Source organism: Saccharopolyspora gloriosae (genome assembly GCF_014203325.1).
In the GTDB taxonomy this organism is placed as follows: domain Bacteria; phylum Actinomycetota; class Actinomycetes; order Mycobacteriales; family Pseudonocardiaceae; genus Saccharopolyspora_C; species Saccharopolyspora_C gloriosae.
In genome coordinates, this window is record NZ_JACHIV010000001.1 from 4,685,748 (window position 1) to 4,707,678 (window position 21,931).

General features: G+C 72.5%; 19 protein-coding genes. 10 read left to right on the top strand and 9 right to left on the bottom strand.

Features of this window, described 5'->3' with window-relative positions:
- Positions 1-111: 111 nt before the first annotated feature.
- The gene (locus BJ969_RS20320; RefSeq protein ID WP_184481021.1) at positions 112-597 is read left to right on the top strand and encodes a YkgB family protein; all 486 of its coding nucleotides are present in this window, start codon (positions 112-114) and stop codon (positions 595-597) included.
- 222 nt (positions 598-819) lie between these two features.
- Here the strand turns inward: BJ969_RS20320 and BJ969_RS20325 are convergent, their stop codons facing one another.
- The 5 genes from BJ969_RS20325 to BJ969_RS20345 all read right to left on the bottom strand — a co-directional run bounded on the left by BJ969_RS20325 (position 820) and on the right by BJ969_RS20345 (position 6,841).
- The gene (locus BJ969_RS20325) at positions 820-1,566 is read right to left on the bottom strand and encodes an IclR family transcriptional regulator domain-containing protein (RefSeq protein ID WP_184485564.1); all 747 of its coding nucleotides are present in this window, start codon (positions 1,564-1,566) and stop codon (positions 820-822) included.
- Positions 1,567-1,939: 373 nt separating this feature from the next.
- Entirely contained in the window at positions 1,940-2,542 is a 603-nt protein-coding gene (locus tag BJ969_RS20330) for a sarcosine oxidase subunit gamma family protein (protein ID WP_184481023.1), read from the bottom strand.
- Positions 2,520-5,330: a glycine cleavage T C-terminal barrel domain-containing protein gene (locus tag BJ969_RS20335; protein WP_184481025.1), complete on the bottom strand. Its 2,811-nt coding sequence runs from the start codon at positions 5,328-5,330 to the stop codon at positions 2,520-2,522. The genes BJ969_RS20330 and BJ969_RS20335 overlap by 23 nt, the downstream gene beginning before the upstream one ends.
- Positions 5,327-5,569 carry a sarcosine oxidase subunit delta gene (locus BJ969_RS20340; protein WP_184481028.1) on the bottom strand — a complete coding sequence of 81 codons (243 nt, stop codon included), beginning with the start codon at positions 5,567-5,569 and terminating at the stop codon, positions 5,327-5,329. The genes BJ969_RS20335 and BJ969_RS20340 overlap by 4 nt, the downstream gene beginning before the upstream one ends.
- 12 nt (positions 5,570-5,581) lie before the next feature.
- Positions 5,582-6,841 (bottom strand): sarcosine oxidase subunit beta family protein, encoded by a 1,260-nt coding sequence (locus BJ969_RS20345; protein WP_184481030.1) that lies wholly within the window; start codon positions 6,839-6,841, stop codon positions 5,582-5,584.
- Positions 6,842-7,174: 333 nt separating this feature from the next.
- Between BJ969_RS20345 and BJ969_RS20350 the strand changes: the two genes are divergently transcribed.
- The 5 genes from BJ969_RS20350 to BJ969_RS20370 all read left to right on the top strand — a co-directional run bounded on the left by BJ969_RS20350 (position 7,175) and on the right by BJ969_RS20370 (position 14,079).
- Positions 7,175-9,661, top strand: a complete 2,487-nt coding sequence (locus tag BJ969_RS20350) for a GcvT family protein (RefSeq protein ID WP_184481032.1) — start codon at positions 7,175-7,177, stop codon at positions 9,659-9,661.
- 123 nt (positions 9,662-9,784) lie between these two features.
- Positions 9,785-10,984, top strand: coding sequence for a glycine cleavage T C-terminal barrel domain-containing protein (locus tag BJ969_RS20355; RefSeq protein WP_184481034.1), 1,200 nt, complete (start codon positions 9,785-9,787; stop codon positions 10,982-10,984).
- A 19-nt stretch (positions 10,985-11,003) separates the two neighbouring features.
- A complete protein-coding gene (locus BJ969_RS20360; protein WP_184481036.1) occupies positions 11,004-11,846 on the top strand; it encodes a methylenetetrahydrofolate reductase in 843 nt (280 codons plus the stop codon).
- Entirely contained in the window at positions 11,843-13,540 is a 1,698-nt protein-coding gene (locus tag BJ969_RS20365; RefSeq protein WP_184481038.1) for a formate--tetrahydrofolate ligase, read from the top strand. Before BJ969_RS20360 ends, BJ969_RS20365 begins: the two co-directional genes overlap by 4 nt.
- 11 nt (positions 13,541-13,551) lie before the next feature.
- The gene (locus BJ969_RS20370) at positions 13,552-14,079 is read left to right on the top strand and encodes a cyclodeaminase/cyclohydrolase family protein (protein WP_184481040.1); all 528 of its coding nucleotides are present in this window, start codon (positions 13,552-13,554) and stop codon (positions 14,077-14,079) included.
- Here the strand turns inward: BJ969_RS20370 and BJ969_RS20375 are convergent, their stop codons facing one another.
- Together BJ969_RS20375 and BJ969_RS20380 are read right to left on the bottom strand one after the other, a co-directional pair.
- The gene (locus BJ969_RS20375) at positions 14,080-15,369 is read right to left on the bottom strand and encodes a cytochrome P450 (protein ID WP_184481043.1); all 1,290 of its coding nucleotides are present in this window, start codon (positions 15,367-15,369) and stop codon (positions 14,080-14,082) included.
- A gap of 66 nt (positions 15,370-15,435) precedes the next feature.
- On the bottom strand, positions 15,436-16,194 hold the full coding sequence (locus BJ969_RS20380; protein ID WP_246457028.1) for a TetR/AcrR family transcriptional regulator: 759 nt from the start codon (positions 16,192-16,194) through the stop codon (positions 15,436-15,438).
- Positions 16,195-16,293: 99 nt separating this feature from the next.
- Between BJ969_RS20380 and BJ969_RS20385 the strand changes: the two genes are divergently transcribed.
- Positions 16,294-16,491 (top strand): 4Fe-4S domain-containing protein, encoded by a 198-nt coding sequence (locus BJ969_RS20385; protein WP_184481045.1) that lies wholly within the window; start codon positions 16,294-16,296, stop codon positions 16,489-16,491.
- Positions 16,492-16,571: 80 nt separating this feature from the next.
- Here the strand turns inward: BJ969_RS20385 and cutA are convergent, their stop codons facing one another.
- Together cutA and BJ969_RS20395 are read right to left on the bottom strand one after the other, a co-directional pair.
- Entirely contained in the window at positions 16,572-16,889 is a 318-nt protein-coding gene (gene cutA, locus BJ969_RS20390) for a divalent-cation tolerance protein CutA (protein ID WP_184481047.1), read from the bottom strand.
- A gap of 50 nt (positions 16,890-16,939) precedes the next feature.
- Complete coding sequence (locus BJ969_RS20395) at positions 16,940-17,281, bottom strand: ArsR/SmtB family transcription factor (RefSeq protein ID WP_184481049.1); 342 nt, start codon at positions 17,279-17,281, stop codon at positions 16,940-16,942.
- Positions 17,282-17,380: 99 nt separating this feature from the next.
- Here BJ969_RS20395 and BJ969_RS20400 point away from each other — a divergent pair, with 99 nt between their 5' ends.
- The 3 genes from BJ969_RS20400 (at position 17,381) to BJ969_RS20410 (ending at position 21,708) form a co-directional block, all read left to right on the top strand.
- Positions 17,381-19,273 (top strand): heavy metal translocating P-type ATPase, encoded by a 1,893-nt coding sequence (locus BJ969_RS20400; RefSeq protein WP_184481051.1) that lies wholly within the window; start codon positions 17,381-17,383, stop codon positions 19,271-19,273.
- A gap of 107 nt (positions 19,274-19,380) precedes the next feature.
- Positions 19,381-20,517, top strand: a complete 1,137-nt coding sequence (locus tag BJ969_RS20405; RefSeq protein WP_221315889.1) for a hypothetical protein — start codon at positions 19,381-19,383, stop codon at positions 20,515-20,517.
- Between the two features lie 327 nt (positions 20,518-20,844).
- A complete protein-coding gene (locus tag BJ969_RS20410) occupies positions 20,845-21,708 on the top strand; it encodes an SAM-dependent methyltransferase (RefSeq protein ID WP_184481054.1) in 864 nt (287 codons plus the stop codon).
- Positions 21,709-21,931 lie beyond the last annotated feature (223 nt).

Consider the following 21,931-nt stretch of genomic DNA (forward strand, 5'->3'; position numbering starts at 1 on the left):
AGCGTCGTGGCAGACATCGCCGCAGTCATGCGCCAGTTCCACGCGAACGACGAGGCCGCCTTCGGGGCGAACACCCTCGGCCTGCTGCTCCAGCTCAAGGAGGCGTGAACCATGATCGAATCACAGACCGCCCGGCCGGGACGCTTCACCGGCGCGGCGGAATTCGCGGTGACGGCCGGGGAAGCGGTCGCGAGGTACGGCCTCGTGCTCGTGGTGGGCTGGATCGGGGCGCTGAAGTTCACCGCCTACGAGGCGGAGGCGATCGTCCCGCTCGTCGCGCACCACCCGCTCATGGCCTGGCTCTACGAGATCGTCGGCGTCCGAACGTTCGCCGGGGCGCTGGGAGTGGTGGAAGTGGGAACGGCGCTGCTCATAGCGACCCGGCCGCTGTGGCCCAGGGCGTCCGCGGCGGGCAGCGCCCTGGCCGCACTGCTCTTCCTGGGAACGCTGAGCTTCCTGCTCACCACACCCGCTTCGGCAACCGGCGGATTCCCGTTCCTGTCAGCCGACGTCGGCCAGTTCCTGCTCAAGGACGTAGTACTACTAGGCGCATCACTGTGGACCTTCGGCGAAGCCACCCGAGCAACCCACCACTGACCCCACCGAGCACCAAGCCCGCTTTGCGGCCGAAGGCCGTGCCTGTATGTGCGAAGCACATAGCCCACGTCCAAAAGCCGACCACCCGCGGGTTCTCAGGCGGTCTGTCGCGAGGACGGCTTTTTCCCTCGTGGCGGAGCCACTTGGGAAAAAGATCCCGCAGCGACAGACCGCCTGAGGTTCCGCCACCCGACCACACGAGCAAAACGAGCCGTATAAAGCTCATTCCTCCAGGAAGCCGAGTTGGCCTGATAGTTCCTTGGCCGCGACCTTCATGGCTCCGACGACTTCGCGCATGCGCTTGCGGGAGAAGCGGTACGAGGGGCCGGAGGCGCTGAGGGCGGCGACCACTTCGCCGTCGTGGCGGTGCACGGCGACCGCTGCCGCGTTCAGGCCCAGTTCCAGTTCTTCGTAGCTGGTGGCGTAGCCGTCGCGCACGATGAGCTGGAATCCGCCGCGCAGCTCGGCCGCGTCGGTGACGGTGCGCGGGGTGTACTGCGCGAGGTCGCCGTCGAGCAGCACGTCCTGGTCGTCGACGGGCGCGTGCGCCAGCAGCACTTTGCCGCTGGAGGTCGCGTGCAGCGGGGTGCGCTGGCCGACCCAGTTGTGCGCGGTCACGGAGGCGGTGCCGCGGGCCTGGCTGATGTTGATGGCCACGTCGTCGTCGCGGACCGCGATGTTCACCGTCTCGCCGAGGTCGCCCGCGAGCGACTCGCAGAACGGGCGGCCGAGCCGGGAGAGGTCCATCCGGTCGGTGGCGGCACCGGCGAGCCGGACCACGCCGAAGCCGATGACGTACTTGCCGCGCTCCCCGAGCTGCTCGACGAGGCCGCGCGAGACGAGCACGCTGACCAAGCGGGAGGCGGTGGACTTGTGCACGCCGAGCTCGCCGGCGATTTCGGTGATTCCTGCTTCGCCGTGGCGTGCCAGCAGTTCCAGCACGCTCACCGCCCGGTCCACCGACTGCACTAGTGCGCCGGACCGTTCACCGTTGGGAGATCGTCCTGCGTTGACCACGGGTTCAACCGTATCCGTTGCGGGGAATTTTCCTCTCGAACCCTACACCGAGTTGCTGATTGCGCAACAATCGGACGGGTGTCGGCGCACGCCTTCCACCTGCGAAAATCCCGCACGGCCGACCGCCGCAACGCGCGGGTTCACCCGCGCGAACATCCCGGTGCGCTGGGATTTCAACCCGATTCCCGACGCCGGAAATCAGCGTCGCCGCGAATTCTCGCGAAGTCGCATTCCATTTCGATCGCGCGGCCGGTACTCGGAAGCACCTGCGCAGTACCGGCCCTCCGCGCCACCGCGGCGGGGGCGGACTCCGGCAGGCGGGAGATCAGCTCGGGAGCGCGTCGATCAGGAGGTCCGCCAGGTATCCGGCGAAGGAGCCGCGCACCAGCAGGCGGTAGCCGGGTTCCGGGGTGAGCTGCCAGAGCACGGCCTGGGTGCGGCCGACGAGCGTCTGCGCGCAGCCGCCCGCCGCGAACGCGCGCGGGTGCAGGTCCAGCGAGCACACCTGCTCCAGCACGTCCCGCGCGCGGGGCCCGGCGAGCCGCACGGTGGTGCGGTTCGCCGACACGTCCACCGCCGAACCGGCTCCGGCGGCCACGAGGCCGTCGATGACGCCGCCTGCCGCGCCGTCCGGGGCGATGATCAGCCATTCGTCCGGACCGAGCCCGAGCGCGGCCCGTTCCGGGGTGCCGCGCACCTCGTTCACGCCGCGCGGCAGGGGAATTCCGACGGCCCCGCCGAGCCGGTCCAGCGCGTCCGGCGCGGCGCGCAGGTTCACCTGGGTCAGGAACGGCTCCTCCGCGAGCAGCACGCCGCTGCGGGCGCTGTGCTCCGCGAGCTCGGCGGCGCGGGCCGCCAACGGGCTGCGGCGCAGGTCCGCGGTGGCCGCCCCGGTGGTTCCCGGTTCAGCGGGGCTGGTGACCGTCACGGCGGGCTCCTTCCGGGTCGTAGAAGACGGGATCGGTGACCTCGGCGGCGAGGTCGGCGCCGCCGATGGGCGCGTGCAGCACCTCGCCGACGCGGCGCCTGCCGTCGCGGACCAGCGCCAGCGCGAACGTGCGGCCCAGCGCCGCGCTGCGGTAGCTGGAGGTCACGTGCCCCAGCATCGGCACCGGCGGGGTCCGCGTCGCGTCGGGCTCGACGAGCTGCGCGCCCTCCGGCAGCAGCGCGTCCCGGTCCACCGGCAGCAGCCCGACCAGCTGCTTGCGATCCGAACGGGCGGTGTCGGGGCGGGCGAAGGAGCGGTCGCCGATGAAGCTCTTGCGCTTCGAGACCACCCAGTCCATGCCCAGGTCCAGCGGCGTCACCGTGCCGTCGGTGTCCTGCCCGACGATCACGAAGCCCTTCTCCGCGCGCAGCACGTGCATCGCCTCGGTGCCGTAGGGCGTGATGCCGAGGTCGGCGCCGTCGGCGAACACCGCGTCCCACGCCGCCTGCCCGTACCAGGACGCCACGTTGATCTCGAAGGCGAGCTCCCCGGAGAACGAGATGCGGCTGATCCGCGCGGGAATCCCGTTGCGCAGCACCGCGTCGCGGAACTCCATGAAGCCGAACCCGGCCGCCGAGACGTCCAGCTCCGGCGCCACCCGCGCCAGGACAGTGCGGGAATCCGGCCCGGCGACGGCGATCGTGGCCCACTGCTCGGTCACCGAGGTGCAGTGCACCGACAGCTGCGGCCACTCCGTCTGCAGCCACTCCTCCAGCCGGTCCAGCACGGCCGCCGCGTTGCCGGTGGTGGTGCTCATCAGGTAGTGCTCGGGCGCCAGCCGCATGGTGACGCCGTCGTCGAAGACCATGCCGTCGGCGGTGCACATCATGCCGTAGCGGGCCTTGCCGACGGTGAGCTTCGCGAATCCGTTGGTGTAGACGCGGTTGAGGAACTCCCCCGCGTCCGGCCCGATCACGTCGATCTTGCCGAGGGTGGTCGCGTCCATCATGGCCACTCCGGTGCGGGCGGCGGTGCACTCCCGCAGCACCGCGGCCGCCATGTCCTCGCCCGGCCGCAGGTAGTGGCGGGCGCGCTTCCACTGCCCGACGTCCTCGAACACCGCGCCCGCCCGCACGTGCCAGTCGTGCATCGGGGTGGTGCGCACCGGGTCGTGCAGCGCACCGCGATCCCGCCCGGCCAGCAGCTCGAAGCGCATCGGCCGGACCGGCGGGCGGGACGCCGTGGTGCCCAGGTCGCCCGGCTCGATGCCGAGCAGGGTGGCGAGCACGCCCAGGCCGAGCACGTTCGAGGTGGCGCCCTGGTCGCTGCCGGTTCCGAGGGTCGTGTAGCGCTTGACGTGCTCCGGTGAGCGCAGCCCCGCGTCGACGGCGCGGCGGACGTCGGCGACGGTCACATCCCTTTGCAGGTCGACGAAACTCGACTCCTCATCGCCCTGAATCATCCACAGTGGACGAACGCGGGCCGGCGCCGGATCGGCGTCGACCGGCGGGATCGGGGGCGCCACGACGGGGAAACCGGTCGCGGCGGCCGCGGCGGCACCGGCCGCGAACCCCTGCGCCAGGCAGTCCCGCAGCCCGAAGGAACCGCGCGCCGCGCCCACCGCCGCATCCCCGTCCGGCGCGAACGCGGCGATCTCGGCGTCCCAGACCAGCGGATCGCGACTCAGCTCCACCGCCGGATTCCACCCGCCGCCGACCGCGACCAGATCGCACTCCGGCACGTCCACCGGCCCCACCGGCCGCCCCCGGTCGTCGAGGGCGGACACCCGCGCCGCGGAGACCCACCGCTCGCCGGAGGTGCCGATCACCGCCGCACCCGTCCGCACCGGAACTCCCGCGTCCCGAGCCCGGGCCAGCAGCGCCGCGGGCGGCTCGGGGCGGGCGTCGACCAGCAGCGGGACCGACGCGCCCGCCGCCACCAGGTCCAGCGCCGTCGCGTAAGCGCTGTCCCCGGTCGTGCCCACCACGGCGCGCTCGCCCGGCAGCACCGCGAACCGCCGCAGGTAGCGGCGCACCGCCCCGGCGAGCAGGACGCCGGGGCGATCGTTGCCGGGGAACGCGACGGGCCGCTCACGGGCGCCGGTGGCCAGCACCACCCGCCGGGCGCGCAGGTGCCACAACCGCTGCCACGGCGGCCGCTGCTCCGGCGCGGAGTGCTCTGCGACAAGCAGGTATCCGTGGTCGTAGTGCCCGGTTACCGTCGCGCGGGTCAGCACCCGGGTCTCCGGTCGCGCGGCGAGCTCGCAGGCCGCGCGCGCGACCCACTTCGCGCCCGGCACCCCGTCGATCCGCTCGTCGCCGTCCAGCAGCGCGCCGCCGAGCTCGCGGTGTCGTTCCACCAGGTACACCCGGGCGCCGCTCCGCCCGGCGGCCAGCGCCGCCGCGATCCCGGCGGGCCCCGCCCCGATCACCACCACGTCCGCGTGCCGGTAGCGCTTCTCGCAGCGCGCCGCACCGCCCGGATCGGCGCGGCCCACGCCGGAGAGGCTCAGCGCGGCCAGCCCGTCGCGCAGTTCGACCTCGGTCGCGGGGACCATCGGCTCCGGGTCGTCGAGCACCTGCACCAGCGCGTTCGGCTCACCCGGATCCGCCGTGAGGACACCGCGCGGGCGGCCCAGGTACACCGACGGCGCCACCTCCAGGCGCCCGGCGGCCAGCAAGGCCGAGGCCAGCGTGTCGCCCGGATGTCCGCGCAACGGCACGCCGTCCACCTCGCACTCGACGGTCCGGCCGCGGTCGATGCGCCCGCCGGAGGGCAGCCGGGTCACGGCGCGAACTCGTTCGTGGCGGTGTCGCGGACGACGTCGAACCAGCGGCGGCAGCCGTCCGCGTGCACCCACCGCTCCGCGTAGCTGCCGCAGTGGTTGTCCCGCACGAACAGGTAATCCGCCCAGGCCGCGTCGTCCAGCGAGGTCGGGTCCACCGGGTACGGGACCTGTGCCTGCCCGCCGTAGCGGAACTCGACCTCGTCCCGGTTCCCGCACCAGGGACAGGGGATCAGCAACATCACACCCTCCGATCAGTGCGCGACGGCGGCGGCGCCGTGCTCGTCGATGAGCGCGCCGGTGCGGAACCGCTCCCACCCGTAGGGCTCGGCGAGCGGGTGCGGCGAGCCGGTCGCCACGGTGTGCGCGAACACCCGGCCCGCGGCCGGCGTGGCCTTGAACCCCCCGGTGCCCCAGCCGCAGTTGACGTACAGCCCCTCGAACGGCGTCGGTCCGATGATCGGCGAGGCGTCCGGGGTGACGTCGACGACGCCCGCCCAGGTCCGGATCACGTGCGCCCGCGCGAAGATCGGGAACAGCTCCAGCGCCGCCGCCAGCTGCCGCTCGATCACCTGCACCGAGCCGCGCTGCCCGTAACCGTTGTAGGAGTCGATGCCCGCGCCGAGCACCAGCTCCCCCTTGTGCGCCTGGCTGCAGTAGACGTGCACGTGGTTCGACATCACCACGCACGGGTGCACCGGCTCCAGCAGTTCGGAGACCAGCGCCTGCAACGGGTGGCTCTGCAACGGGATCCGCCAGCCGAGGATGTCGGTGAGCTCGCTGGTGCGGCCCGCGGCGGCCAGCCCGACCCGGCCCGCTGCGATGTCCCCGCGCGAGGTCCGCACCCCGGTGACCCGCTCGCCGTCGGTGACGAACCCGGTGACCTCGCACTGCTCGATCAGGTCCACGCCGAGCTCGCTCGCCCGCGTCGCCAGCGCCCACGCCACGTGGTCGTGCTTCGCGATGCCCGCACGCGCCTGCCACGTCGCGCCCAGCACCGGGTAACGCCGGTCCGGGGACACGTCGAGGATCGGGCACAGCGCGGCGACCTCGTCGGGACCGACGAACTCCGCGTCGATTCCGTTGAGGCCGTTGGCGAACGCGCGGCGCCGCGCGTCGCGCACCTCCTGTTCGGTGTGCACGAGGTTGAGCACTCCGCGCTGGCTTAGCAGGAAGTCGTAGTCCAGTTCGGCGGGCCACCGCTCCCACAGGTCCAGGGCGTGCCCGTAGAGCGCGGCGCTCTCGTCGAGCAGGTAGTTGGAGCGGATGATCGTCGTGTTGCGGGCCATGTTCCCGCCCGCGAGCCAGCCGCGTTCCAGCACCGCCACGTCCCGGATCCCGTGCTCTGCGGCGAGGTAGTACGCGGTCGCCAGCCCGTGCCCGCCGGCACCGACGATCACCACGTCGTAGGAGCGCCCCGGTTCCGCCGAGCGCCACAGCCGGGCGGGCGGATCAGGCAACCGCTCGGCGCGCGGCGCGGTGCCGTCAGGAGTGCGGGAATGGCGGGATCGCATCTGATCACCCACTGGGCGAGGAACGCCTGAAGTCCTGGTGCAGCCGAGGCTAACCACGCACGGTCACGCCGACAACCGGGATCGGCCGCGTCGGCTCGGATCGAGAAAAGCCGATCATTCCAACGAAATTCGCCCTCTCGTGTGCTTGACGCATCCCGGCGCGCAAGCGCACTGTTGCGTTTAACGCAGCCAGTTGTGACTAGCGCAACAACCCTCCAAGGGGCCGCCGCGGGGACTCCGGCCGGGCGCGCGAGGACGACATGCGTGTGATCGAGCCGAATTCTCCGGGGAGCAGCGGACCCGGCAGCAGCGTCGTGAGCCAGGGGGCGGCACATGGACGGCAGGGCACGAATCCTGATCGTGGGAGCGGGCATCGTCGGCTGCTCCACGGCGTACCACCTCGCGCGCGCCGGGATCACCGACGTGCTCGTCGTGGACCAGGGCCCGCTGTTCGCGACCGGCGGCTCCTCCTCGCACGCACCGGGATTGGTCTTCCAGACCAACAATTCCGAGCTGCTGACCCGGTTGGCCTCCTACACGGTGCAGCGGTTCACCACCGACACCCTCGACGGCGCACCGTGCTTCCACCAGGTCGGCGGCATCGAGGTCGCCACCACCGCGCGGCGCTGGGAGGACCTCGAGCGCAAGCGCGGCCTCGCCGCCGCGTGGGGCGTGCCCGCCGAGCTGATCGGCCCGCGCGAGGTCGCCGACCGCATCCCGCAGGTGGAGCACTCCCGCGTCTTCGGCGGCCTGCACGTCGCGAGCGACGGCATCGCCAAACCCGTCCGGGCCGCGGAGGCGATGGCACGGGAGGCGGCCCGGCTCGGCGTGCGGTTCGAAGGGCGCACCGAGGTGACCGGCTTCGACGTCTCCGGGGGCCGGGTCCGCGCGGTCCGCACCAGCGCCGGCACCGTGGAAGTGGAAGAAGTGCTGTGCTGCGCGGGCATCTGGGGGCCGAAGATCGGCGCGCTCGCCGGGGTGTCCATCCCGGTCCAGCCGCTCGCGCACCAGTACGCGGTGACCGGCCCGATCCCCGGACTCGGCGCGGCGAAGGAGCACGGCGGGGACGAGGTGGCGCAGCCGCTGCTGCGGCACCAGGACGCCTCGATGTACTTCCGGCAGATCCACGACCGCTACGGCATCGGCTCCTACCAGCACCGGGTGATCCCGGTGCGCGCCGAGGAGCTGGCCCCGACCGCCGCGGGCGACGGCGCGGAGGCGCCGCCCGGCGGCGGCCGCTGGGCGGGCATGGCCTCGGTGCACCCGTTCACCCCGCACGACTTCAAGCAGCCGTGGGACGACGCGTGCGAACTGCTGCCCGCGCTGGAGCGGGCCGAGATCGCCGAGGGCATGAACGGGCTGTTCCTGTTCACCTCCGACGGGATGCCGGTGCTGGGACCGTCGCGGGAGGTCGCCGGGTTCTGGGTCGCGGAGGCCGTGTGGATCACCCACTCGGCCGGGGTGGGCCGGGCGATGGCCGAGTGGATGGCCGACGGCTCCCCCGGCATCGACCTGCGCGCCGCCGACCTGCGCCGCTTCGAGGACTTCGCGCACAGCCCCGCCTACGTGGCCGAGCGCAGCGCGCAGAGCTTCCGCGAGGTCTACGACGTGGTGCACCCGCAGCAGCCCCCGCTGCACCCGCGACCGCTGCGCACCTCGCCGTTCCACGAGCGGGAGCAACGTCTCGGCGCGCTGTTCCTGGAGGCCAACGGCTGGGAACGGCCGCACTGGTACGAGTCCAACGAATACCTCGTCACCGGGCGGGAAATCGTCGTCCCCGGCGAGTGGGCCGGGCGCTACTTCTCCCCGATCGCCGCCGCCGAGCACCAGGCCGCCCGCGAGGGCGTGGCGATGTTCGACATGACCTCGCTGGCCCGCTGCGAGGTGAGCGGGCGCGGCGCGCTGGGGCTCCTGGACCGGCTCACCACCGGCAAGCTGGACCGGGCGCCGGGCTACGTCACCTACACGCTGATGCTGGAGCACACCGGCGGCATCCGCGGCGACATCACCGTGGCCCGGCTGTCGGAGACCGAGTTCCAGGTCGGGTGCAACGGCCCGCGCGACGTCGCCTGGCTGCGGGCGCACGCCGACGACACCACCTTCGTCCGCGACATCACCGGCGGCACCTGCTGCATCGGCCTGTGGGGGCCGGACGCCCGCGCGGTGCTCGCCCCGCTGGCCGACGTCGACGTGTCGCACGAGGCGTTCCGGTTCTTCCGCGCGAAGCGCCTGTTCGTCGGCGAAGTGCCGGTCGTCGCGCTGCGGCTGTCCTACGTGGGCGAGCTGGGCTGGGAGCTCTACACCTCCGCCGAGTTCGGCGGGCGGCTCTGGGACCTGCTGGCCGCGCAGGGCGCCGAGCAGGGGATCTTTCCCGCCGGCCGCGCGGCGTTCAACGGGATGCGGCTGGAGAAGGGCTACCGCGCGTGGGGCGCGGACATGTGGAGCGAGCACGACCCCGACGAGGCGGGGCTCGCGTTCGCCGTCAAACCCGGCAAGGGAGATTTCGTCGGCCGCGACGCCCTGCTGCGGCGCCGCGAACGACCGGTGCGGCGGCGGTTGTGCTGCCTGCACGTCACCGACGGCACGGTGCTGATGGGCGCCGAGCCGGTGTTCCCCGAGACCGGCCGCGACGCGGTCGGTTTCACCACCAGCGCGGGATACGGCCACAGCGCGGACATGAGCCTCGCCTACGCGTGGCTGCCCGCCGAACTGGCCGAGCCGGGCACTCCGCTGCGGGTGTCCTACTTCGACCGCCGACATCCCGCCGCGGTCGTCGCCGACCCGGTGTTCGACCCCGACATGGCTCGCATGCGGCGCTGAGCGCCCCCGCTCACCCGCATCGCGGTACCCGAAGTCCACACGTCGCCCGGCTCACCGCCGAGGTGCGCCGCCGCGCACCCCGACCGGGCCGGACAGATCGCTCACCGCAAAGGAGAACCCCTGATGGCAGTGAATCCGAACCCCGGAATTCTGCAGTACTCCCGGCTGCGCAAGTCGCCGTTCTTCCACGCCTCCCGGCAGCACGGCGTGAGCCTCTACAGCGTCTACAACCACACCTACCACCCGCGCCACTACGGCGACCCGGTGGCGGAGTACTGGGCGCTGCTGGAGGGGGTGACGCTCTGGGATGTCGGCGTGGAGCGGCAGGTGGAGATCACCGGGCCGGACGCGTTCGAGTTCACCAACATGCTGGTGCCGCGCGACCTCACCAAGTGCAAGGTCGGGCAGTGCAAGTACGTGTTCGTCACCGCCGAGGACGGCGGCATCATCAACGATCCCGTGCTGCTTCGCTTGGGGGAGAACCACTTCTGGCTCTCGCTCGCCGACAGCGACGTGCTGCTGTGGGCGAAGGGACTGGCCCACGGCCTGGGCATGGACGTGCACATCCGCGAACCCGACGTGGGACCGGTGCAGGTGCAGGGGCCGAAGTCGCGGGACGTGATGGTCGACCTGTTCGGCGAGTCCATCTTGGACGTTCCCTACTACTACGCGGTGGACCGCGAGCTCAACGGCATGCAGGTCGTCGTCTCGCGCACCGGCTACACCGCCGAGCTGGGCTACGAGATCTACCTGCACAACGCCACCCGCGACGGCGTGAAGCTGTGGGAGACGATCTGGGAGGCGGGCCGGCCGCACGGCATGCAGGTCATCGGGCCGTGCCACATCCGCCGCATCGAAGCGGGAATCCTGTCGTGGGGCTGCGACATCACCTACGAGACGAACCCGTTCGAAGCGGGCTACGGCTTCGAGAAGACGTGGATGGTGGATCTGGACCAGGACGCCGACTTCCTCGGCAAGGAGGCGCTGACCCGGATCAAGGCCGAAGGGGTGGCGCGCAAGCTCGTCGGCGTGCGCATGGGCGGACCGGGCGTCGGTTCGTTCAACGACGGCAGCATGATCGAACCGTTCGACGTGCACGACCCGCACGGCCTGCGCATCGGCGAGGTCACCTCCGCCTGCCACTCCCCCCGGCTGGACAGCAACATCGGCTTCGCCATGGTGCCGGTCGCCTACCAGGAACCGGGCACCGAGCTGGTGGTGCACACCCAGCACGGCCCGCAGGAGGCGATCGTCGTGGAGAAGCCCTTCCACGACCCCAACAAGGACATCCCCAAGCACCTCGAACGCACGGCCACGGCGTGAGCGAGCGGGGGTCGAGCTGATGGACACCAGCACTCAGCGGCTGCAGGAGATGTTGTGCCGCAGCAGGTTCGAGGTGCTGCCGGTGCGCGGAGCGGCGGAGCGGGCGGCGGTGCTGCCCGCGGGCAGCACCGTCACCGTCACCGCCTCCGCCGCGAAGGGCCTCGACGCGACGATGGACGTCGCGGCCCGGCTGGCGGCGGCCGGGTTCCACGTGGTGCCGCACCTGGCGGCGCGTTCCGTCCCGGACCGGGCGCGGCTGGCCGAACTGCTGGACCGCGCGGCGGCGCTGGGCAGCGACGAGGTCTTCGTCATCGCGGGCGATTCCCCGGTGCCCGCCGGGGAATTCCCGGACGCGCTCGCGCTGCTGCGGGCCATGGCGGAGCTGGACCGCAAGCCGGGCAAGGTCGGCATCACCGGCTACCCGGAGCGGCACGCGTTCCTGTCCGACGAGGTCACGATCCGGGCCATGGCGGACAAGGCGCGCCACGCGGACTACGTGGTCTCGCAGATCTGCTACGACCCGCGCCGCATCGCCGAATGGCTCGGCGAGGTCCGCGCGCGCGGCGTGCTGCTGCCCGTGCACGTCGGCCTGCCCGGCGCGGTGGACGTGACGAAGCTGCTGCGGGTGTCGATGAAGATCGGCCTCGGCGAATCGCTGCGGTTCCTGCGCAAGCAGCACGGCCTGGTCACGAAGCTGCTCGCGCCGTACACGCCGGACGCGCTGCTCGACGGGCTCTGGCCGCACCTGGACGAGCCCGCCCCGGGCATCGCCGGGTGGCACCTGTTCACGTTCAACGAACTCGACCGGACCGTCCAGTGGCGCGACGACGCCCTCGCCCGGATCCAGGAGGTTCCCGCATGACCATCCCGTCCGACCTGGACATCTCCCGAGCCGCGGCGCTCCGCCCGATCGACGAGATCGCCGCGCAGCTCGACATCGGCCCGCACCTGCTGGAACCGTACGGCAGGCAGGTGGCGAAGGTGTCCCTCGACGCGATCGAGGAGCTCGCCGACCGCCCGGCGGCCAAGTACGTCCTCGTCTCCGCCGTGACGCCCACCCCGCTGGGCGAGGGGAAGACGACCACCACCGTCGGGCTCGGGCAGGCGCTGCGGCTGCTGGGGCACCGCTCGGCGGTGGCGATCCGGCAGCCGTCGATGGGCCCGACGTTCGGCATCAAGGGCGGTGCCGCCGGCGGCGGCTACAGCCAGGTGGTGCCGATGGAGGCGCTGAACCTGCACCTGACCGGGGACATGCACGCGGTGACCGCGGCGCACAACCTGCTCTCCGCGATGCTGGACAACCACCTGCACAAGGGCAACGAGCTCGACATCGACCCGCAGCGGATCACGTGGCGGCGGGTGCTCGACGTCAACGACCGGGACCTGCGCTCCATCGTGACCGGCCTGGGCGGGCCCGCCGACGGAGCGCCGCGCCAGACCGGGTTCGACATCACCGCCGCCAGCGAGGTGATGGCGGTGCTGGCGCTGTCGAACTCGCTGCACGACATGCGGCGCAGGCTGGGGCGCATCGTCGTCGGCTACGCCCGCGACGGCTCCCCGGTCAGCGCGGAGCAGCTGCGGGCGGCCGGTGCGATGACGGTGCTGCTGCGGGAGGCGATCAAGCCGAACCTGATGCAGACCACGGAGAACACTCCGGTGTTCGTGCACGCCGGGCCGTTCGGCAACATCGCGCACGGCAACTCCTCGGTGGTGGCCGACCGCATCGCCGGGCGCTGCTCGGACTACGTGGTGACCGAGGCCGGGTTCGGCGCGGACATGGGCGCGGAGCGGTTCTTCAACATCAAGTGCCGCACCTCGGGCCTGCGCCCGGACGCGGCGGTGCTGGTGGCGACGGTGCGCGCGTTGAAGGCGCACTCCGGCAACCACCGGATCGTGGCGGGCCGCCCGCTGCCGCCGGAGCTGCTGGCGGAGAACCCCGACGACGTGCTGGCCGGCGCGGACAACCTGCGCAAGCAGATCGAGAACATCCGGCTGCACGGGGTGTCGCCGGTGGTGGCGGTCAACGCGTTCCCCACCGACCACCCGTCCGAGCACGCGGCGATCCGCGAGGTCGCCGAGGCCGCTGGCGCGCGCGTCGCGGTGAGCAGCCACTTCCTCGACGGCGGCAAGGGCGCGAAGGAACTGGCGGAGGCCGTGGTGGAGGCCGCCTCCGAACCGAGCCGCTTCCAGCTGCTGTACCCGGATTCCGCGGACCTGCGCACGAAGATCGACACGGTGGCCCGGCAGGTGTACGGCGCCGACGGCGTGTCCTACACCCCGGCCGCGGCCCGCTCGCTGCGGGACTACGAGGCGAACGGGTTCGGCACGTTGCCGGTGTGCATCGCGAAGACGCACCTGTCGTTGAGCTCGGATCCGGGGCTGCTGGGCGCTCCGACCGGCTGGACGTTGCCGGTGCGGGAGGTGCGGGCCTCGGTCGGAGCGGGGTTCGTGTACCCGATCTGCGGTGACATGCGCACCATGCCCGGCCTCGGGTCGCATCCGGCGGCGGAGCGCATCGACATCGACGAGCACGGTCAGGTCGTGGGGCTGAGTTGACCGATCTCGGCGTGAGCGTGCGGGACTTCCTGGACGAGGTGGCCGCGCCGACGCCGTCCGCCACCGGCGGTGTCGTCGGCGCGGTCACCGCCGCAGCGGCGGCCGGGCTGCTCGCGATGACGGCCCGGCTGCGCCGGGACCCCACGCGGGCGGCGCAGGCGGAAGCGTTGCGGCAGCGGGCGACGGAGCTGGCGGGCGCGGATTCCGACGCCTACCGAGAGGTGCTCGCGGCGCAGCGCCGCGACCGGGACGATCCCGGCCGGAGCGCGGCGCTGGCGGCGGCGCTGGTCGGGGCGGCGGGACCGCCTGCCGCGCTGGCCGCACTGGCGGAGCAGGTCGCCGCGCTCGCCGCCGAAGTGGCGGCCGAGGCGACGCCCGCGCTGCGGGGCGACGCGCACACCGCCGCCGCGCTGGCGGCGGCCTGCGCTCGCGGCGCGGCGATCCTGGCCCGGATCAACCTCACCGCCGCGGGCGCGGACCCGGGCGCGGCCGACGAGGCCGACGCCCACGCCGCCGCGGCGGCCCGCCACTCCCCTTGATCACCGCCAGGTGACCGGGAGTTCGTGCACCCCGTAGACGATCATGTCGGTGCGCAGCGGCACGTCGCCCGCGGGCACGTCCAGGCTCAACCCGGGCAGGCGGTCGAGCAGTTCGGCGTAACCGATGCGCATCTCGACGCGCGCCAGCTGCTGGCCGAGGCACTGGTGCACGCCGTGGCCGAAGGCCAGGTGCGGGCTGCGCGGCCGGGCCACGTCGAGCCGGTCGGGCTCGGGCCAGTGCTCCGGATCGCGGTCGGCTTCGGGGATGGACAGCAGGACGGTGTCCCCGGCGGCGATGTCGACACCGCCGAGCGTGAGGTCCTCGGTGGCGACCCGGGTGGTGCCGAGGTGCAGCACCGAGAGGTAGCGCAGCAGCTCCTCGACGGCGCCGTCCACCAGCGCGGGGTCGGCGCGCAGCGCGGCCAGCTGCTCGGGGTGTTCGAGCAGCGCGAAGGTGCCGAGGGCGAGCATGTTCGCCGTCGTCTCGTGCCCGGCGGTGAGCAGCGTGGTGGCGATGTCGACCAGTTCCAGATCGGTCAGCGCCGGGTCCGCGTCGCCGTGCACGAGCCCGGACAGCAGGTCGTCGCCCGGTGCTGCGCGCTTGCTCGCGACCAGCTCGCGCATGAACTCCCGCAGCTCCGCCCCGGCCCGCAGCCGCTCCTGCTCCGGGAGCCGGAAGTTCAAGCTGACCGCCGCGGAGCGCTGGAACCGGGCGCGGTCGGCGTAGTCCACGCCGAGCAGCTCGCAGATGACCAGGGACGGCAGCGGCAGGGCGAAGTCCGCGACCAGGTCGGCCCGGTTCCCGGCGGCCCGCATGTCCTCGATGAGCTCGACCGCCAGCTCCGTCACCCGCGATTCCAGCGCCCGCATCCGGCGGACGGTGAACTCGCCGATGAGCAGCCTGCGCAGCCGGGTGTGCTCGGGCGGGTCCATGAAGATGAACAGGCCGTGCCCGCTCGGCGTGGCGCTTTCCGGGGCGTGCGGGCAGGTTCCGGCGGCCACTTCCTCCGGGGTCAGCTGCAGCGCGTCGCGGTGGCGGAACTTGTCGGAGCTGAACCGGGGGTCGCCGAACGCCTCGCGGGCCTCCCGGTAGCCGGTCACCATCCAGGCGCGGGCCCCGTTGAGCAAGGTGATCGGCGCGACGGGCCCTTCGCCGCGCAGCCTGCCCAGCTCGGCGGGCGGGTCGAACGGGCACTCGCCCCGCTCGATCAGTTCCGGGGGCAGCGGCCGCCGCATCGCCGGTCGTGCCGGGACGGCGTTCGGGTCGGTGGTCTCGTCGGCAGTGGTCATGCGCAGTCCGGTTCCCGGGCGGCGTGCGCCGCCCGTGACGAGGGAGGTTCAGGTGGGTGCCGCGGGTCAGCGGGTGGGTGCGAGCAGCAGGCCGGTGAGGCTGTCGGTCAAGGCGACGCCGACCAGGTCCCAGTCCGCGGGTGCGCCGGTCTCGGCGGCGGCGCGCTCCTGCTCGGCGCAGGTGTGCAGGACCGCGAGCCGGGCCGTTTCCCGGCGGATCGCGGCGATCTTCGGCGGCAGCTCGGGCTTGTGCGCGGCCAGCGCCTCGTCGACCGTGCGCAGCAGCGGTTCCATCTCGGGCGCCCGCATCGGGTTGTCGCGCAGCACCGGGTCGGTGGCCAGTTGCGCGGTGAACCGCGCGCACCAGCTCGGATTGCCCAGGCCCGCCAGGTGCTCGACGTAGGGCAGCACCAGGCAGGCCACGTGATCGCGCGGGTCGTCGGAGCCGCTCGCCGCCTCGATCAGTTCCCCGGTGCGCCGGGTGATCGGTTCGCTGTGGGTGTCGCTGAGGGCGCGCAGCAGGTCCTCGCGGGTGCCGACGTGGTAGGCCAGCGCGGAGTTGTTGGCCTGCCCGGCGGCTTCGACGATCTGCCGGTTGGACACCTCGGAGAGCCCGCGCTCGGCGAACAGCCGTTCTGCGGTGCGCAGCAGCAGCTCCCGCGTGGCGTCGGCCTGCTCGCGCCGGACGCCGGCTGCTCGACCGGGCCTGTTCCGCACCGTTTCCGCGTCCACGACGGTCATCGTCTCACCACCGCGGCGGGCTTCCGCCGAGCCCACCGGCGCGCGGCGGCGCGGGTGTCCTCGTCCGTCATCGATCTCCTCCATTAAGAAACCCATCTGACTTAAATGCTAGCGTAGCTTTAAGTCGGCTGCCTGCACAACGCGGCGGTGGACGTGAGCGGACCCAGCACCGGAGGAGGAGCCGTGCGGATCGAGATCGACGAGGACAGGTGCATCGGAGCGGGCCAGTGCGTGCTGGCCGCCGGGGACGTGTTCGACCAGCGCGACGAGGACGGCGTCGTGGTGCTGCTCGACGACTCCCCCGCCCCGGAGCGGCACGAGGGAGCCCGCCAAGCCGCGGCGCTGTGCCCGGCGGCGGCCATCGCGATCCAAGAGGACTGAAGGAATCCACTGAGGACGGAAATCAGTCCTCAGTGGATTCGAGTCGCGCCGCCGGGATCACCCGACGGCGCGGCGCCGAACTAGCCCGAGGTCTCCTCGTCGAGCCAGGACAGGTACGCGGGGTTCCCGCCGACGATCGGGGTGGCGATGACCTCGGGGACCTCGTAGGTGTGGTGCGCCCCGATGTGCGCGATCAGCGCGTCGAGCCGGGACGCCGGGGTCTTGACCTGCAACTGCCACTCGGGGTCGTCCTGCACCGCCCCGTCCCAGCGGTAGAAGCTGCGGATCGGCACCACCTGCACGCAGGCCCCGGCCCGCGCCTCGACGATGCCGCGGGCCAGTTCCGCCGCCGCCGCTTCGGAATCCGTGGTCGTCACGACCTGCACGTAGTCAGCCATGCCCCGAGGCTATCGCCGACGCCCGACCGTTCCGGCGCGAGCGCGACGGCTCAACCCGACAGGCCCAGCCGCAGGTGCTCGATGTGGTAGACGGCTTCGTCGAGCAGCTGGGCGACGTGGTCGTCGTAGAGGCTGTAGACGACGCTGCGGCCGGTGCGACTGCCGCTGACCAGGCCCAGCGAGCGCAGCAACCGCAGCTGGTGGGACACCGCCGACGCCTCCATGCCGACGGCCGCGGCGAGCTCGCCGACGGGCCGCGCGCCTTGGCGCAGTTCGCTGAGGATCAGCAGCCGGGACGGCGTGGCCAGCGCTTGCAGGGTCTCGGCCACCGAAGACGCCGAGACCGCGTCCAGCTTGGCGGCGGGCGCGACGCCCTCGACTCCATGACCCATGCGCGCAGTGTAGCCACGACCCCACCTGAACACCTGCACATCTGAACAGTCATTCATGTATCTTGTGTGGCGCCGCACCCCCGTTCCCGAGGAACCGCGATGACCACGCTCACCGACCGCCCCGCACCCGCCGGACGGGCCGCACCGCGCCGCCGAGGCCTGCTCGCCCTGCCCGAGAGCCGGTGGGCCGGGGCCGCGCTGCTGGCGTTCCTGCTCGGACTCGCGGTCGACCTCGGCGGCGGACCTGCCTGGACCTCCTGGGCGCTCTACCTGCTCTGCTACGCCACCGGCGGCTGGGAACCGGCCTGGGCGGGGCTGCGGGCGCTGCGCGAACGCACGCTGGACGTGGACCTGCTGATGATCGTCGCGGCGATCGGGGCCGCGAGCATCGGCCAGGTGCGCGACGGCGGGCTGCTCATCGTCATCTTCGCGACCTCCGGGGCGCTGGAGGCCTACGCCACCGCGCGCACCGAGGACTCCGTGCGCGGCCTGCTGGACCTCGCCCCGGAGACCGCGGTGCGGGTGCGCGACGGCGCGGAGCGGACCGTGCCCGCCGCCGACCTGGTCGTCGGCGACGAGATCCTGGTGCGCCCCGGCGAACGCGTCGGCGCCGACGGCGAAGTGCTCGACGGCCGCACCGAGATCGACGAGGCCACGATCACCGGTGAGCCGATACCCGCCGCGAAGGCCCCCGGCGACGAGGTGTTCGCCGGAACCCTCAACGGCTCCGGCGCGCTGCGGGTGCGCGTCGCGCGGGACGCCTCGGAATCGGTGATCGCGCGCATCGTGGCGCTGGTGGCGGAGGCGAGCGAGGCGAAGGCCCCGACCCAGCTGTTCATCGAGAAGGTCGAGCAGCGCTACTCGATGGGCATCGTGCTCGCGACGCTCGCCGTGTTCGGCGTCCCGCTGCTGTTCGGGGCGGCCGTGGCGGACGCGCTGCTGCGCGCCATGACGTTCATGATCGTCGCTTCGCCGTGCGCGGTGGTGCTGGCGACGATGCCGCCGCTGCTGTCGGCGATCGCGAACGCGGGCAGGCGCGGAGTGCTGGTGAAGTCGGCGGTGGTGCTGGAACGGCTCGCCGACGTCGAGCGGGTGGCGCTGGACAAGACGGGCACCCTCACCGAGGGGGTGCCGGTCGTCGCCGAGATCCACCCCGAATCCGGGCACGGCGCCGACGAGGTGCTGGCACTGGCCGCCGGAGCGGAACACCGCAGCGAGCACCCGCTGGGCCGGGCCGTGGTCACCGCCGCCCGCGAACGCGGCCTGCCGATCCCGGACGCCGCGGACTTCCGCGCCGAACCGGGGCGGGGCGTGACCGCGCTCGTCGCGGGACGGCGGATCGAGGTGCGCGGCCCCGAGCAGCGCTCGGAGCGCGTGGCCGCCGTGGAGTCCGCCGGGCGCACCGCCGTGGTGGTGCTCGCCGACGGCGTCGTCGCGGGCGTGCTCGGCCTGACCGATCGGATCCGGCCGGACGCCGCCGCGGCCGTGCGGTCGCTGCGGGAGCTGACCGGCGCGGAGCCCGTGCTGCTCACCGGCGACCACGAACTCGCCGCCCGGCGCATCGCGGACGAGGCGGGGATCCGGGAAGTGCGAGCGGGACTGCTGCCGGAGCAGAAGGTCGCCGCCGTGCGGGAGCTCGGCGACCGCACCCTGATGCTCGGCGACGGGATCAACGACGCCCCCGCGCTGGCCGCCGCGCACACCGGTGCGGCGATGGGCCGGGCCGGCGCCGACCTCACCTTGGAGACCGCCGACGTGGTGATCGTGCGCGACGAGCTCGCCGCCGTCGCCAAGCTCGTCGACCTGTCCCGGCGGGCACGGCGCCTGGTCCGGCAGAACCTGGTCATCGCGGCCTCGTTCATCGCGGTCCTCGTGGTGTGGGACCTCGTCGGCGACCTGCCGCTGCCGCTGGGCGTCGCCGGGCACGAGGGGTCGACGGTGCTGGTCGGGCTCAACGGCCTGCGCCTGCTGCGCTCCCGGGCGTGGCGCTGATCCACCCGCGCACGCGCCGGGCTCATCGCGGATGATGTTTGCCGTCATCCCGAGTGGATACTCCAGAGCCGATGTACGAACACGGAGCACAGGAGGAACACCGCGACATGAGCGCCGAGGACGACGGCGGGACCAAGCGTTCCGGCGAGCAGGACGCGCCGAACCCCGCCGAGCAGGTCACGCTCGGCCTGATCACCGACCCGGACCTGCCGGAGCGGGTCGCCCGGCACCTCGCCGACGAACTGCCCGAACACCTCGGCGACGAGCGGGAGTGGACGGTCGAAGTGGACGTCGACCCGGTCACGGCGGGCCTGCACGGAACCCGGGACATCCTGCGCGCGACCCGGGACCGGTTGCAGCAGCGCAACTGGGACTACGCGATCACTTTCACCGACCTGCCGGTGCGGGCCAACGGCAGGCCGGTGGTGGCGGACGCGAACGTCGACGAGCACGTCGCGGTGGTGTCGTTGCCGACGCTCGGCGGCACCCAGCCCTACCGGCGCTCCCGGCAGGTCGTGCTGCAGCTGGCCGACGAGCTCACCGGCCGGGAAGGCGGCGCCGACCACCGGTACGGGCTGGACAGCGGGCTCACCGAGGTGGTCGCGCCGATCCGCCGGGAGGGCGAGCACGACGACGACGGCGAGGTGGACATCCGCTACACCGCCACCCGCACCCGGGGGCGGTTGCGACTGCTCAGCGGGATGGTGCGCACCAACCAGCCGTGGCGGCTGGTGTTCGGGCTGCGCAACGCCCTCGCGGCGGCGGTGGCCACGAGCGCGTTCGGCCTGTCCTCCAGCACCATCTGGCAGATCGGCGACCAGCTCGGCCCGATGCGCCAGATCATCGCCGCGGTGGGCTCGGTGGCCGTCCTGGTGGGCTGGCTGATCGCCGCGCACGGCCTGTGGGAGAAGCGCCGTTCGGACAGCCCGCAGGACCGCGAGCAGGTGCTGCTCTACAACACGTCGACGGTGCTCACGCTGCTCATCGGCGTCGGGGTTATGTACGCGGGGCTGTTCGTGGTCAACGTGCTGATCGCGCTGCTGCTGGTCCCGCCGAACCTGCTGTCGAGCACGCTGGGGCATCCGGCGGACTTCACCCGGTACCTGACGCTGGCGTGGGGGTTCACGACGATGGGCGTGGTCGCCGGCGCGCTGGGCTCCAGCTTGGAATCGGACGCGGCGGTCCGGCAGGCCGCGTACGGCTACCGCGAGGAGCAGCGCCGCCGCGAACGGGAAACCGAATGAGCCGCGTCCGCCGAATTCGCCGGACGGCGGTTCTCCCTCCGTCGAACATCAGGTGACCGCGCGCTTTTCCGCGCTCGACGAGCAGCGCACCCCGAATTGACCTTCGGCTGAACGGGTGACACCGAGCCGGGCCGCGGCGCACCGATCGGAGCAGCACCGAAACCGCCCCTCACCTGCGCATCCGATCGGCCGCCGCTGCCCGCCGGGTGAGCACACTAGGCTGTTCGCCCGAAATGGGCGAAGAGCGAATGAGTCACACATAGTTGTGTGGCGCAACCTTCCAGTTAGCCTCGCAAAGGAACTCGAAGCGGACTGAAAGGTGCTCAGGTGACCAGCACGCACGAGCAATGGGACATCGTTTCCGGAGTCGGGATCACCGCCCTCGCCGTGGCGGAAGGCCGCGCCGCCGAATCGGCCCGCGAGGACCGGCTGATCAACGACCCGTACGCCCGCGCCCTGGTGGACGCCGCCGACGCGCCCCAGCTCGCCAGCGCCGAAGCGCAAGAGCTGATGCGCGGCATGGTGTCGGACTACATGGGCGTGCGGACCCGGTTCTTCGACGAGTTCTTCCTGCGCGCCGCCGCGGGCGGTTGCGGCCAGGCCGTGATCCTCGCGTCCGGCCTGGACACCCGCGCGTTCCGGCTGGCCTGGCCGAGCGGCGTGCGGGTCTTCGAAATCGACCAGCCGAAAGTGCTGGAGTTCAAGGACCGGACCCTCGACGACATCGGCGCGAAGCCCGCCGCCGAACGGCACGCCGTCGCCGTCGACCTGCGGGACGACTGGGCGAGCGCGCTCCAAGACGCCGGGTTCGACACCTCGGTGCCCACGGCCTGGCTCGCCGAAGGCCTGCTGCCCTACCTCCCCGTGGACGCCGAAGCGCAGCTGCTCGACACCATCCACCGGTTCTCCGCGCCGGGCAGCCGCCTGTCCATCGAGCACGTCGCCGGTGACCGCGACCAGATGCTCGGCGACGAGATCCGGAAGGTCTCCGACCAGTGGGGCATCGACCTGCCGTCGCTGTTCAGCGTCGAAGACCGCCCCGACCCCGGCGACGTGCTCACCGGCAAGGGCTGGACCGTGCGCCGCGACCCCAGCACGGAGATCGCCGCCGGCTACGGCCGAACGTTCTCCGGCGTCCAGGAGATGTTCCACGAGCAGAGCCAAATGCTCACCGCCCGCCTGGAAGGCTGATCCCCCTGCCAACACGACATCGCCCGCCGGCCCCTTGAGGACCGGCGGGCGATGTGCATCGCACTACTGGCAAACCCTCACCTGCAGCAATGAAACCGTGCAACTGACAGTTGAAACTCACGCAGCGCTGACAAAGCCAGCCTGCGTCACCGACAACAGCCCCGTCTGTACGCGTAAGTGCTCAAGCGTCATCTGAGGCGAGGTAATCAATGTGTGCAAGGAT